Raw genomic sequence first — 13,562 nt, forward strand, 5'->3', positions numbered from 1 at the left:
TCTATTTTTGGGTAAGCTCAGCGTATACGGAATCAGCACTTTTCTTTTCAGATTTAATCTCGGCACCGTCTTTTAAAGACTGGAAGCCTTCCAGTACCACCTGATCGCCCGCTTTAAGTCCTTTGGTAACTACATAAAAATTGCCTTTGGTCAGCTCCATAACCTCAATCTCGGTACTTTTTGCAATTCCCTTGTCATCTGCTATGTATACGAATTTCTTGCCCTGCAAATCTGTCGTCGATTTTTGCGGGATAAGGATGACATTTTCGAGGTGTTGCGGGATACGTACCGAGGCACTGGCGCCACTTCTGAGCAGGCTTACCGGATTGGAGAATGTGGCCCTCAGGCTTGCCGATCCGGTTCCGGTATTGATCAGGCCATTTATCGATTCTATTTTCCCGTTTTCTGCATAGGTGGTCCCGTCTGCCAGCACAAGGGCAACGGCAGGGATATTTTTTAGCTTGGCCGCAAGGCTGCTACCTTTATAGCTGCGCGAGAATTCCAATAGCTGTTTCTCATTCATAGAGAAATAAGCGTAAATCCTCGATATATTAGAAACCGTTGTTAATGGCTGAGCACTGGTTCCACTCACCAGGCTACCGGTTTTAAAAGGAATGCTGCCAATTACCCCATCAACCGGACTGGTAATGCGGGTATAACCCAGGTTTACTTTAGCGTTTACCAATTCGGCCCTGGCTTGTGCCAATGCTGCTTTTCTGCTTTGCAGGGTTAGCTGGGCCGCATCCAGATCGTACTTGCTGATGATGTCTTTTTCAACCAATGGCTTGGTCTTGTTTACCTGCAGCTGGGCAGCATTCACATCTGCCTCTGCACTGCTGATGGCTGCGCTTGCCGTTCTTACCTGCTGTTCATATTGCGGCGCATTGATGCTGAAAAGCAATTGTCCTTTTTTTACTGTTGCACCTTCATCAACATATATTTTTTCAATAAAGCCATCTACTTTTGGCCTGATATCTACATTCTGGATCCCTTCCAGTGTGGCCGGGTAGTCTGTTTCCAGGTCGGTCGACTGTGGTGCTACCGCAAATACCGGATAAGATTGTACCTGTGCAGGGGGCGGACCAGCCTTTTTCTGATCGCCGCTGCTGCATGAACCGATAAACAGTAATGCCGGTAATAATAAGTAAAGTGATTGGATGTTATGTTTCATTTTAAGGGGTATATATAATCTTTATTAGGGGAAAATTATTTCAAAAATGAGCTGTTTTCTTTCTTCAAGAAGTGCGTTATATTCCTCATCATTCATGCCAAAAAGGATCTTGTTTAAAGGGGCTGTAACCAGTGGATAGGCCATTAAAGAAAACAGGTTTATGGTGAAATGCCTTGGGTTCATGCGTTTTATATTTCCTTTGTCCATTTCCCGCTGCACTTCCTCCAGAAAAGTATTCACTTTTTCGGCCCTTGCTTTCTTGGCGTTGATCACATCGTTTCTGTTCATTTCCGTGATAACAAATATCTCGCGATAGGGGTAGCGCATGGCTTCTTTAAGAAATACCGAGATCAGGTTTTCAATTTTTTGCCGGAAAGGCATATCCGATTCCATAACCTCATCAATCATGCTTACCAGGGCTTCCTGGGCTTCATTGAATACCTGGTCAAACAGCGCATCTCTCGATCGGAAGTAATAATTTACCAGGGTGCGGTTTACCCCGGCGGCATCCGCAATCTCCTGAGTAGTAGCATGAAGCTTGCCCTCCGCAAAAAATAATTGCTTGGCTGTATCCTTAATTAATTGCTCTGTACCGGTATCTCTGCTGGTCATTTCCTGAGTTTGACAAAATTGTTAAACAAAAGTATTGAACAGAGATTTTAGTTAAAACATCAGAATGTAATGTTTAGGTTAAGGGATTAATTGTAACCAAATATTTGCAGAAAATTGCCGGTCTATGGCAGGTGCTGGTGTACCATATCCAGTGCAAAATCCAATTGCTCGGTCTCGGTAAGTTCGGTATTGTCCAGAATAATGGCATCTTCTGCACGTGTAAGGGGGCTCTCGGCCCTGGTAGTATCGGCATAATCCCTATGGGCAAGATTTTCAAATACCTCTTCCAGGGTGGTTGTGGTATCTCCCTTGCTTTGTAATTCTTTAAACCTGCGCTCGGCCCTGATCTTTGGATCGGCTGTCATGAAAAATTTAACTGCAGCATCCTCAAATACAGTAGTGCCTATGTCACGGCCGTCCATCACTATATTTTTAGATTTACCCATCCGTTGCTGCTGTTTTACCATATCCTTGCGTACAAGTTTATTTGCAGAAACCTCGCTTACATATTCTGATACCGGCATTTGTCTGATCTCTTCTGATACCTCTTCGCCATTTAAGGTGATGTGCGACTGGTAATCCCTCGAGTGGAAATTCAGTTCAATGTGCTCAAGCGCATTGGCCACTGCTTCCTGGTTATTGACGTCAACGTTGTTACGGATAAAATAAAGTGTAACTGCGCGGTACATGGCGCCACTATCGATGTATATAAATCCCAGTTTCTTTGCTAAAGCCTTGGCAAGAGTACTTTTTCCACAGGATGAATAGCCATCAATGGCTATAACGAGGTTTTTTCTCATAGGTAGGCAAAGTTAGTATTTTCATACCAAAAGAAATCAAATGTTAGAGTAAGCTTATTTTTTTTTGGTCGATACAGATGAATTGCGTACGATGAGGTCGGTCGAAAGTATAACTTTCTCTACAGGCTTTTTATTAGATTCCATTTTTTGCAGCAGGATATCAATAAGTTTAAGGGAAATGTCCTTCACGGGCTGGGCAATCGCCGTAATTGATGGGTTATAGATCCGGAAAAAATCCTGGTCATCAAAAGCTACAACGGCAATATCGTCAGGAATCTTCAACTGGAGTTGATTAATGGCTTCAAGGCCTTGAAATGCAAGATAGTTGGTTGAGAAGAAAATGGCATCCAGTTCCTTGTTTTTTTTTAAGTAGCTACTTATAGATTTGATGTTTTGTGCCGCTGTATGATCAAAAGGTAGTTTTAATATTTTTGATTTTTTCCCATTTTCAGTAATGGTTTTTTCGTAGCCATGGTATCTTTCCAGCATTTGCGTTTGTTCTGAGGAGGTGGTTACCATGGCAATGTTTTCATATCCGGTCTCAAATAAATGCTGCACTGCTTTTTTCGAGGCATTAAAATTATCAACCACAACATAATCTGTTTCCAGCTCCGGAAAATACCGGTCAAAAAGGACCACGGGTATTTTATTGTCAATCAGGGATTGGATTTCCTGCTCAAGTCCCTTTGGTGGGGTGATGATGTAGCCGTCCAGATTGCGTCCAATAAAAAGTTTGATTAGTTCTTTTGATTTTTCTGTATTGTCGTCAGTACTGCAATAAATTATTTTATATCCCCTTTTATAGGCATCTTCTTCAATAATCCGGGCTACAGCAGAAAAAAAAGCGTTCGAAATGTCTTCCACAATCAGACCAATCATGTTTGTTTTTCCGGTTCTCATGCCCCTGGCAAACAGGTTTTGTTTGTAACCTGTATCTTGAATTGTTTTGAGTATTTTTTCTTTGAGTTCAGCGCTGATCCGTTTTTCATCAGCCTTGCCATTGAGCACAAAGGAAACCGTTGTGATTGACGTGTTGCATCGTTGAGCAATATCTCTGATAGAAAGTTTAGCCATGTGATGTACTAGTGTTTTACTTTATAAAATTTGTAAGCGAACAGAAAAATCACAATATAGCATATAATTGGGGTATAATAGGCATTTGCAATCCCGGCTTTGTCGGCCACTGCGCCCATTATGAAAGGAAAAAATGCTCCGCCTACAACACCCATGGATAAAAAAGAGGCGGCCTGTTGTGTGCGTGCACCGAGGTTTTTGAGCCCAAGACTAAATATGGTAGGGAACATGATGCTAAAAAAGAAGTTGATCATCAGCAAAGCAATAAATGACGCCAGACCAAAACTCTGTGCTACGATGAAACACATGATGATATTGCCTAGTGCAAATGCAGCCAGTAATTTGTTGGGTGCAATAACCCGCATTAAAAATGTGCCGATAAAACGTCCGGCAAGCATCATCCCCATAAACAACACCATGTAGTTCCCTGCCTCAGCATCACTAAAACCCATTTTTTCGTGGCCATAATTGATAAAAAATGCCCAGGTACCAGCTTGTGCTGCTACATTAAATAATTGTGCAGTCACTGCCCATACAAAATGTTTATGGTCAAAAAGCTTTCTATCGGGGGCCACATCTATGTTCACAGCTGCAGCATCTGCAGCTGTGACCGCATGTGGGTCTGTTGTAGGGGGCACCTTTACAAAAGAAAAGGAGATGGCCACCAGCAATATAACCAGACCAATCACAGCATATAGAATTTTAACAGAGGTCAGGTCTGTACTGCCTTCTACATTGTTGCGCAATAAAAAGTAACTCCCGATCGCGGGGCCAAGCATAGCACCCACCGCGTTGAACGATTGGGCAAAATTGATGCGTTGATCGCTGGTCCGTTGATCGCCTAATGAAGCAACAAAAGGATGGGCTACGGTTTCCAACGTAGATAAACCACAGCCAACAATAAAGAGGGCGATCCCAAAAAATGCGAACGAAGAGATATTGGCTGCAGGTATAAACAAAAAAGCCCCAATGGCAAATAAGGACAGACCTAACAATACCCCTTTTTTATAGCCGAAACGTTTCATAAACAGACCGGCAGGTATTCCCATTACGGCATAAGCACCAAAAACAGCAAACTGCACAAATGCCGATTGCGATTTGGAAAGGCTCATGGTATGTTGGAAATGTTTGTTCAATACATCGGCCATCGTAATGGCAATGCCCCAGAACATAAAAAGTGAAGTGACAAATACAAGGGTAACCAGGAATTTCCTGTCGGTAAAGGCGGCTTTTTGTTGCATGGTTAGTGTTTTATTTGGTTAGCTAAGATTTTACTCTGAAAAAGTATATTCAAACATAGTTATACTAAAATGATTTAGCAATAGTAATTTTTTCTTTTATCTTTGAAATCGCCCGCTTTTAGAAACCAAAATATAGCATGATATGAAAAGAAGAATTTTTTTGCAGCAGGCCGGACTTCTAGCCGGGGCACTGATGGCCGATAAGGTCTCATTTGCTGCTTCACCTGAATTTCCGGTGGTCAGGGTTGCCCAGTCCAAGAGGAACTTTCAAAGTAAGGCTGTTGAAAATGCGATAGCAGAATTTAAAAAGAATGTAAAGAACAAAGAGTTGGGGTGGCTGTTTGAAAACTGCTTTCCCAATACCTTAGATACTACGGTAACCTATACCGAGAACAGTGGCAAGCCCGACACCTATGTGATCACTGGCGACATTGATGCCATGTGGCTTCGCGACAGTACTGCCCAGGTAAGCCCATACCTGTCGCTGGTGAAAACAGATAAAAAGCTGCGTGATCTTATTGCCGGTGTAATCAATCACCAGGTAAAATGTATCCTTAAAGATCCTTACGCAAATGCCTTTTATGGAGACCCCAATAAGGTTGGGGAGTGGAAAACAGATCATACAGATATGAAACCTGGGATTCATGAACGCAAATGGGAGATAGATTCACTGTGTTATCCCATTCGTTTGAGTTACCAATATTGGAAGCTCAGCGGTGATACTGCGCCTTTTGACGCTAAATGGAAGGAAGCCATTGCATTAATCGTAAAGACCTTCAAAGAACAACAGAGAAAAGATGGGCAGGGACCATATCGCTTTCAACGTGAAACTATGTTTGCCACAGATACCACACCCTTAAGCGGATACGGTTATCCGGTGAAACCCGTTGGGTTAATCTGTTCGGCATTCAGACCAAGTGACGATGCTACAATCTATAATTTTCTGGTCCCGTCAAATTTCTTTGCTGTTGTTAGCCTGAAGCAGGCGGCGGAAATTTTACAGTCTGTACAAAAGAACAGTGTATTGGCAGCAGAATGCCGTACACTGGCCGCAGAGGTAGCAGCTTCGCTTCAAAAATATACAGTGGTAACCCACCCTCAATTTGGGAAAGTATATGCTTTTGAGGTGAATGGCTATGGCAGTTTTAACCTGATGGATGATGCCAATGTACCAAGCCTGCTGGCTTTGCCCTATTTGGGTGCTGTACAAGCTAATGATCCTGTTTATCTGAATACCCGCAAGCTTGCATTATCGGCTGAGAACCCTTTTTATTTTCAAGGCAAAGTTGCGAAAGGTATAGGCAGTCCACATACCGGCATTCATAAGATCTGGCCTATTGCCCTGGTGATGCAGGGACTTACCAGCACCAATGATGCCGAGATCAGGTCCTGCATTCAAATGCTGCAAAAAAGCCATGCGGGTACCGGATTTATGCATGAATCGTTCGATATGGACGATCCTTCTAAATTCAGCAGATCCTGGTTTGCCTGGGCCAATACCATCTTCGGTGAGTTTTTATGGAAGACTTATAAGGAAAAACCTCATTTACTGGTTTAATTTAAAACGTTTTAGTTGTTTAAAAATTAAAATATGATTAGAGAATTTTTGACTACTTCTTTACTAATGATATCTGCGGCTTTGTCTGCACAAACCGTTGGGAAGGTCACGGATCCTGTCGCTTGGGTGAACCCTTTAATGGGAACTGCCAGCAAACCCAGCCTTTCTAACGGGAACACTTATCCTGCAATTGCCTTGCCCTGGGGAATGAATTTCTGGACGCCTCAGACCGGAAAAATGGGAGACGGATGGGCTTATACTTACGATGCCGACAAGATCAGGGGCTTTAAGCAAACCCATCAACCTTCACCCTGGATGAACGATTACGGACAATTTTCGATCATGCCTGTAACCGGCAAGATGAAATTTAATCAGGATGACCGGGCCAGCTGGTTCTCCCATAAGTCTGAAATGGTAAAACCCTATTATTATAGTGTATATCTTGCGGATGCAGATGTCACCACAGAAATTACGCCTACAGAAAGAGCGGCCCAATTCCGCTTCACTTTTCCGGAATCAGATGCCTCGTATGTGGTTATCGATGCTTTTGATAAAGGCTCCTATGTTAAAATCATTCCTGCAGAGCGTAAAATAATAGGTTACAGCACCCGTTACAGCAGCGGTAAACTGGAAAACTTCAAAAATTATTTTGTCATTTATTTCGATAAAGCCTTTACTTCTGCAAATGGATGGAAAGGCAATGAACTGTTAAAAGGGGAGCTTGAGGTTAGCGCTGATCATGCTGGTGCAGTTGTCGGATTTAAAACAGCAAAGGGCGAGCAGCTAAATATGAAAGTGGCCTCATCCTTCATCAGTTTCGAACAGGCCGAACTTAATTTGAGCAGAGAGCTATCCAATGATAGTTTTGAAACCACCAAACAAAAGGGAAAAACAATCTGGAATAAAACCTTAAGCAGAATTTCTGTAGAGGGTGGTACTGTGGATCAGACACGTACTTTTTATTCCAGTCTGTACCGTATGCTCTTCTTTCCGCATAAAATGTATGAGGTAGACAAGACCAATAAAATTGTTCACTATAGTCCATATAATGGTAAGACCTTACCAGGCTACAGGTTTGGTGGTACTGGTTTCTGGGATACTTTCAGGGCTTTATATCCCTTCCTGAACCTAATGTTTCCATCGATAAATAAAGAAATGCAGGAAGGCCTGATTAATGACTATAAGGAGGGTGGGTGGCTGCCGGAATGGTCGAGCCCTGCTTATGCAGATTGTATGATAGGCAATAACTCCGCTTCTGTTGTTGCAGAAGCTTACATTAAAGGTTTGCGTGGATATGACATTAATACTTTATGGGAAGCCCTTAAACATGGAGCAAACAATGAAGGACCACAGGCAACCGGCCGTCGCGGTGTTGAATATTACAACAAGCTTGGCTATGTACCTTACGATGTAAAGATCAATGAAAATGCGGCAAGAACTTTAGAGTACGCTTATGATGATTTTGCGATCTATCAATTGGGCAAAGCTTTGGGTAAGCCGGCATCCGAAATAGACATCTATAAGGAACGCAGTATGAACTACAAAAAACTGTTCGACCCTTCAAGCGGTTTAATGCGTGGTAAAAATCAGGATGGCAAATTCCAGTCCCCGTTTAACCCGTTTAAATGGGGGGATGCTTTTACCGAAGGCAATAGCTGGCATTATTCCTGGTCAGTGTTCCAGGATATTGATGGATTGGCTAAATTAATGGGAGGCAAAGAGAAGTTTGTACAGAAGCTGGATTCCGTATTTACCCTCCCGCCTGTATTTGACGACAGTTATTACGGTGGTGTAATTCACGAGATCCGTGAAATGCAGATCGCCAATATGGGACAGTATGCACATGGAAACCAGCCGATACAGCATATGATCTATCTGTATAATTATGCCGGGGCACCTTGGAAAACACAGCATTGGGTTCGCGAAACGATGGACAGGATGTATAAACCCACTCCCGACGGTTATTGTGGAGACGAAGATAATGGTCAGACCTCTGCCTGGTACGTGTTTTCTGCCCTTGGGTTTTACCCAGTTACACCAGCAGTAGAACAATATGTGATCGGGGCACCTTTGTTTAGGAAGGTAACATTGAGCTTCGAAAATGGCAAATTGTTAACCATAAATGCTGCCAAAAACAGCAAAAATAACAGGTACGTACAAAGCTTAAAATACAACGGAAAGTTGTATACCAGGAACTGGCTAAGTCATTCAGGTTTGCAGCAGGGTGGGGAACTGACATTTGAAATGTCGGCAACACCAAATAAAAACAGGGGGGTAGACAGTACAGACTACCCTTTTTCATTGTCCACAGTAACGCAATAGCGGGATATTAGATGAAAAAGCTCTCGCTTCAACATGGAACGGGAGCTTTTTAGGAGCATTTGTGTTTCTGTACTTAGCCCCCTTCATTTCTTAAGTCGATTTCAAAAAGACAACAGCTTGGTTCCTTTTGATAATGGCTTGGTAAATTTGCGGTATCTGTCAGTTTAACTATCCCTAAAAAATCAAATCCTGATGATGTATAATGTGTTATCAGTTTGGTATTGTTACCAAGCGTGTCTAATCGCACAAATCGTTTTCCCATTTGTATTGCGTATTGTTTTGCCCATTTTACAATTTCGTCAATGTATCTGTTTCCACGTAATGTGGGATTTGTGCAGATGCGATGGATGTAGATTGCATCATTTTTATCTTTTTCTCCCCAAATTTCCTTGTCTTCAAAAGTAACCGCCCAATTGCAGGCTATTAAATCGTTGGAAACTATTTTCCATAGCCGTCCTTCTTTTATTTCATTTATAATGAACGCGTCCTGAAAAAATGGCCAGACAACCATCTTTCTTTGAATTTGTAAATTTCTTGCTGCTTCGTAGAGCGATAGAATTTCTCCAACATCATTCAATAAGCATTTTTTAATTTCCATAGCCTTATTTGATTTATAACTGCAATTTAGGTTTAGCTTCGAACTCAGCAAACCCGAATCTTGCCAAAAAGATAGGAATCAGGACCCGTACATTAGGCTATAGTACTTACATGATGGATTTCCTGTTGCTTGATCAGTTTTTCCTTACGATAGGTTTCCTGTAAATGTGCAAGGCAATGCGCTAAGTACTATGGTTTATCTGGAGCAAATTGTTGCAGGTAAAGAAATGATAAATTGTTACTTTTGCTGCATGGTACCCGTTAAGGAAGATATCCTGAAAGCAGTAAGCTTTAAAACATCGCGCAGTGGAGGCAAAGGTGGTCAAAATGTAAATAAGGTTTCAAGTAAGGTAGAACTGATATTTCACCTTGCAAATGCTGATTTTTTTGATGAGCAGCAAAAGACATTGCTGCGGGAAAGACTGGCCGGACGTTTAGACCAGGAGGGAAACCTGCATGTCGTTTCGCAGGAAGACCGGAGCCAGCTGCTGAACAAGGAAAAAACCATCGCCAAGCTGATTGCCCTGTTAAAATCGGCATTGCATGTTCAGAAGAAAAGAAAACCTACTAAGGTGCCAAAAGCTATAATCAGGAAGAGACTGGCTGACAAACAATCTGTAGCACAAAAAAAGGAATCAAGAAGAAAACCACAGGTAGACTAAGTGCAAACGCGGCTCCCTAATTAAAGCGATAAAACATACTGATAGAACCATATTGATGCGCCTTTGCAGTGCTTTTTACTTCTTTGGTCTTAAAGATCATCCCAAAATCAAAAGTAAAACGTTGTGAACTGTAGTTTACACCCAACTGCTGCGCAAACACAATTGGTTTTACTCCAAATGTAATCGGGTCGTTATCGTTAAACATGCTTCCCTGAATGGTCGCATCATAAGCTATAACATTCAACTGGGGTTTGGCATAAAAAAATACCTCACGTTTTACCAGGGCCTTGGTTTTTGATTTATTGCCAATTACAGCGTTGGTATAGGCCGAGTTAAACAATTGGTTCAGCCCACCGGCCCTGAATAAAATGCCGGCCCCGGCCCCGTTAAAAATGGTTCCCACGTTCGCATAGCCTTCAAAGCTGAAGTCAGTTGCATTGTTTTCCGCACGGTGCAGCAAACGGGTGTATTGTCCGGAGAAATTAATGGTCAGCGCATTTTTGATCTGGTATTGCCAGCCGTCAAGCGCATAAAACCCTACTACATCATGCAGCAACTCCTGCCCATCTTCTGCCAAAGAATTTGGCCCGGTGGTACCCAGCTTTGCACTAACCTTTAAAATGCTCTCGTTGCTATAAAACCAGTTCAATGCAGCACCGCCATATAAGTAACCCGCAAAAGGGCGGTCCTGCCTGGTTGGGTCTGGTGCATAACCCGATATAGGGTTATACATTTCCTGACCTACGGAAATCTCATAAGTCTTTTTCTCGAGCTTCGGATTTAGCTTCTCCTGGTCCATCGCATGACGAAAATAAATGAACAGGCCATTGGTATAATAGCGGTCAGAACCTTGCGCCAGGTAAGAATCGTTGTCACTTTTAAACCCAAACTCATTTTTATAAGCCTGGGCGTAAGCAAAAGTGCTAAACATTGAAATGAGGACCAGGACAGTAAATAGCTGTTTCATCAGATCTGAGTTTTTTTAGGGGTAAGATCTTGTGGGTTCTTTACTTTTTCTTTGGTCAGGGCCAGTTCAATGACCTCTTTCATTTCAGTAACATAATGGAAGCTCAGGTCTTTGATATAACTTTCTTTGATCTCCAGAATGTCCTTGCGGTTGGATTTGCATAAAATGATGTCTTTGATATTTGCGCGTTTCGCAGCCAGTATCTTTTCCTTGATGCCACCAACCGGTAAAACCTTACCACGAAGGGTAATTTCGCCGGTCATGGCCAGGTTCGACTTCACTTTACGCTGTGTAAAGGCAGAGGTTAATGCAGTAAGCATAGTGATACCTGCCGAAGGGCCGTCTTTAGGTGTTGCGCCTGCAGGAACGTGTACGTGTACATCCCAGTTGTCAAATAACGCATAATCTATCTCAAATAAATCCGCATGGGCACGCAAATAGGCCAGGGCAATAATGGCCGATTCTTTCATCACCTCACCAAGGTTACCGGTAAGTGTAAGTTTTCCTTTTCCGGGGCTTAAGCTGGCCTCTATGAAAAGGATATCGCCCCCTACCTGTGTCCAGGCCAGGCCGGTTACCACACCAGCTACTTCATTGCCTTCGTACAGGTCTTTATCGTACAAAGGGGCGCCTAAAATGCGTTCTACATCTTCCTGGTCCAGGGTAGGGTCATAGCTTTCTTCCATCGCTATTTTAGTAGCCACACCGCGTACAAGCGAGCCTATTTTTTTCTCCAGGCCACGAACACCTGATTCCCGGGTATAGTCTTCAATTACCTTTTCAATTAAGGCGCTTTTTAAATTAATGTCCTTTGTTTTTATGCCATGCTGTTCTTTTTGTTTAGGCAGCAGGTATTTTTTTGCAATTTCTATCTTTTCTTCGATGGTATAGCCATTCACTTCAATGATCTCCATACGGTCCAGTAATGCCGGGTGGATGGAACTCAGCGAGTTGGCGGTTGCGATGAACAGGATGTTCGACAGGTCGTAATCCGCTTCAACATAATGGTCATTAAACGCGCTGTTTTGTTCGGGATCCAATACCTCCAGTAATGCCGATGAGGGATCGCCCCTGAAATCTGAACCAACTTTATCTATTTCATCCAGTACAAATACAGGGTTTGACGCGCCTGCTTTTTTAATAGATTGGATAATCCGGCCTGGCATGGCCCCGATATAGGTTTTCCTATGACCACGAATTTCGGCTTCGTCCCTGATCCCACCCAATGCCATACGTACATATTTACGGTTCAATGCTTTGGCAATAGATTTGCCCAGCGAGGTTTTACCTACTCCCGGGGGCCCTACAAGGCAAAGGATCGGGGCTTTCATGTCACGTTTCAGCTTTAATACCGCTAAGTATTCTATGATACGTTGCTTAACCTTTTCCAGTCCAAAATGATCCTTATCTAAAACACGCTGCGCACGTTTCAGGTCAAAATTATCCTTGGTAAAATCATTCCATGGCAGATCCAGTAACAGTTCGAGGTAATTGATCTGCACCGAATAATCTGGCGCTGCAGGGTTCATGCGGCCCAGTTTCTCCAGCTCCTTGTTAAAATGAGTGGCTACCTGGGCCTCCCATTTTTTCTTTTTAGCACGGACTTCCAGCGCTTCGTATTCAAGGTCCGAAGAGTTTCCGCCCAGTTCCTCCTGAATGGTCTTTAATTGCTGGTTTAAGAAATAATCCCGCTGCTGCTTATCCAGATCGGTGCGTACTTTAGACTGGATCTGGTTTTTTAGTTCCAGCATCTGCAGCTCCAGGGTAAGCAATTCCATGACCATCATGGCACGTTCACGCAGATTGGTCATTTCCAGCATCTTTTGCTTATCAGCCACATCCGCATTCATATTTGAAGAAATGAAGTTGATCAGGAAAGATGTACTTTCTATGTTTTTAAGTGCAATACCCGCTTCGCTTGGAATATTTGGAGAAAGCTGGATGATTTGGGTAGACATTTCCTTTATAGAGGCTACCAGTGCCTTAAATTCTTTGTCTGCTTTATGTTTGGTCTCAGCAAATTTGCTGATGGTAACTTTAATGTAAGGTTCAGATTGAACTTCTTCCAGCAAACGGAAGCGCTGTTTGCCCTGGATAATTACTGTGGTATTTCCATCAGGCATTTGCAGCATTTTAATGATCTGGGCTACTGTGCCCACACTATTCAATTGCTCAAATGTGGGGTCTTCAATAGATACATCCCGCTGCGAAACCACGCCAATGATCCTGTCACCCTTATACGCTTCCTTTATTAATTTTATAGATTTATCACGACCTACCGTTATTGGAATTACCACACCTGGAAAAAGAACCGTATTCCTTAACGGAAGAATTGGTAAAACTTCTGGTGTGTCCTCATTATTCATTTCATCTTCATCCTGCTGAGACATCAATGGGAAAAATTCGGTGTCTTCATTTATGATAGGTAATGCATTGCTAAAATCGAACGGATCTTGTTTGCTCATTAAATAAGTCTTTCTAAAAAATAAAAACGACAATCTGACAGCATGTCGTTTAAAAAATATTAATTGTATTGTACAGAGGTATTTTCAACTCCT

Annotated in this window: 11 protein-coding genes; 3 read left to right on the forward strand and 8 right to left on the reverse strand. The window is 42.6% G+C overall.

All coding sequences use genetic code 11. The annotated features are described in order from the left end of the window. Position 1: 1 nt before the first annotated feature. The 5 genes from ABIE26_RS00110 to fucP all read right to left on the reverse strand — a co-directional run bounded on the left by ABIE26_RS00110 (position 2) and on the right by fucP (position 4,898). Complete coding sequence (locus ABIE26_RS00110) at positions 2-1,171, reverse strand: efflux RND transporter periplasmic adaptor subunit (protein ID WP_310141433.1); 1,170 nt, start codon at positions 1,169-1,171, stop codon at positions 2-4. Between the two features lie 24 nt (positions 1,172-1,195). Continuing rightward, positions 1,196-1,783 (reverse strand): TetR/AcrR family transcriptional regulator, encoded by a 588-nt coding sequence (locus tag ABIE26_RS00115; protein ID WP_310141431.1) that lies wholly within the window; start codon positions 1,781-1,783, stop codon positions 1,196-1,198. A gap of 122 nt (positions 1,784-1,905) precedes the next feature. After that, positions 1,906-2,583 (reverse strand): (d)CMP kinase, encoded by a 678-nt coding sequence (gene cmk, locus ABIE26_RS00120; RefSeq protein WP_310141430.1) that lies wholly within the window; start codon positions 2,581-2,583, stop codon positions 1,906-1,908. Between the two features lie 54 nt (positions 2,584-2,637). Beyond that, positions 2,638-3,657, reverse strand: coding sequence for a LacI family DNA-binding transcriptional regulator (locus ABIE26_RS00125; RefSeq protein ID WP_310141428.1), 1,020 nt, complete (start codon positions 3,655-3,657; stop codon positions 2,638-2,640). An 8-nt stretch (positions 3,658-3,665) separates the two neighbouring features. Next, the gene (gene fucP, locus ABIE26_RS00130; protein ID WP_310141427.1) at positions 3,666-4,898 is read right to left on the reverse strand and encodes an L-fucose:H+ symporter permease; all 1,233 of its coding nucleotides are present in this window, start codon (positions 4,896-4,898) and stop codon (positions 3,666-3,668) included. Positions 4,899-5,040: 142 nt separating this feature from the next. On the opposite strand from fucP, the gene ABIE26_RS00135 reads away from it, so the two are divergent. After that, positions 5,041-6,456 carry a glycoside hydrolase family 125 protein gene (locus tag ABIE26_RS00135; protein ID WP_310141425.1) on the forward strand — a complete coding sequence of 472 codons (1,416 nt, stop codon included), beginning with the start codon at positions 5,041-5,043 and terminating at the stop codon, positions 6,454-6,456. A 33-nt stretch (positions 6,457-6,489) separates the two neighbouring features. Beyond that, positions 6,490-8,778 carry a GH92 family glycosyl hydrolase gene (locus ABIE26_RS00140; protein WP_310141424.1) on the forward strand — a complete coding sequence of 763 codons (2,289 nt, stop codon included), beginning with the start codon at positions 6,490-6,492 and terminating at the stop codon, positions 8,776-8,778. A 73-nt stretch (positions 8,779-8,851) separates the two neighbouring features. Here the strand turns inward: ABIE26_RS00140 and ABIE26_RS00145 are convergent, their stop codons facing one another. Continuing rightward, the gene (locus ABIE26_RS00145; RefSeq protein ID WP_310141422.1) at positions 8,852-9,376 is read right to left on the reverse strand and encodes a GNAT family N-acetyltransferase; all 525 of its coding nucleotides are present in this window, start codon (positions 9,374-9,376) and stop codon (positions 8,852-8,854) included. A 250-nt stretch (positions 9,377-9,626) separates the two neighbouring features. On the opposite strand from ABIE26_RS00145, the gene arfB reads away from it, so the two are divergent. Then, positions 9,627-10,037 carry an alternative ribosome rescue aminoacyl-tRNA hydrolase ArfB gene (gene arfB / locus ABIE26_RS00150; protein WP_310141420.1) on the forward strand — a complete coding sequence of 137 codons (411 nt, stop codon included), beginning with the start codon at positions 9,627-9,629 and terminating at the stop codon, positions 10,035-10,037. Positions 10,038-10,053: 16 nt separating this feature from the next. Here arfB and ABIE26_RS00155 read toward each other — a convergent pair whose 3' ends face one another. Then, positions 10,054-11,004, reverse strand: a complete 951-nt coding sequence (locus ABIE26_RS00155) for a lipid A deacylase LpxR family protein (RefSeq protein WP_310141418.1) — start codon at positions 11,002-11,004, stop codon at positions 10,054-10,056. After that, complete coding sequence (gene lon / locus ABIE26_RS00160) at positions 11,004-13,469, reverse strand: endopeptidase La (protein ID WP_310141415.1); 2,466 nt, start codon at positions 13,467-13,469, stop codon at positions 11,004-11,006. The genes ABIE26_RS00155 and lon overlap by 1 nt, the downstream gene beginning before the upstream one ends. Positions 13,470-13,562 lie beyond the last annotated feature (93 nt).

This window comes from Pedobacter africanus (assembly GCF_040548825.1).
GTDB classification, from domain to species: Bacteria; Bacteroidota; Bacteroidia; order Sphingobacteriales; family Sphingobacteriaceae; genus Pedobacter; species Pedobacter africanus_A.

Excerpts from the sequence above, each read along its gene's own strand:
- ABIE26_RS00110 (WP_310141433.1), bottom strand. The coding sequence starts at position 1,171 with ATGAAACATAACATCCAATCACTTTACTTATTATTACCGGCATTACTG.
- ABIE26_RS00115 (WP_310141431.1), bottom strand. The coding sequence starts at position 1,783 with ATGACCAGCAGAGATACCGGTACAGAGCAATTAATTAAGGATACAGCC.
- cmk (WP_310141430.1), bottom strand. The coding sequence starts at position 2,583 with ATGAGAAAAAACCTCGTTATAGCCATTGATGGCTATTCATCCTGTGGA.
- ABIE26_RS00125 (WP_310141428.1), bottom strand. The coding sequence starts at position 3,657 with ATGGCTAAACTTTCTATCAGAGATATTGCTCAACGATGCAACACGTCA.
- fucP (WP_310141427.1), bottom strand. The coding sequence starts at position 4,898 with ATGCAACAAAAAGCCGCCTTTACCGACAGGAAATTCCTGGTTACCCTT.
- ABIE26_RS00135 (WP_310141425.1), top strand. The coding sequence starts at position 5,041 with ATGAAAAGAAGAATTTTTTTGCAGCAGGCCGGACTTCTAGCCGGGGCA.
- ABIE26_RS00140 (WP_310141424.1), top strand. The coding sequence starts at position 6,490 with ATGATTAGAGAATTTTTGACTACTTCTTTACTAATGATATCTGCGGCT.
- ABIE26_RS00145 (WP_310141422.1), bottom strand. The coding sequence starts at position 9,376 with ATGGAAATTAAAAAATGCTTATTGAATGATGTTGGAGAAATTCTATCG.
- arfB (WP_310141420.1), top strand. The coding sequence starts at position 9,627 with ATGGTACCCGTTAAGGAAGATATCCTGAAAGCAGTAAGCTTTAAAACA.
- ABIE26_RS00155 (WP_310141418.1), bottom strand. The coding sequence starts at position 11,004 with ATGAAACAGCTATTTACTGTCCTGGTCCTCATTTCAATGTTTAGCACT.
- lon (WP_310141415.1), bottom strand. The coding sequence starts at position 13,469 with ATGAGCAAACAAGATCCGTTCGATTTTAGCAATGCATTACCTATCATA.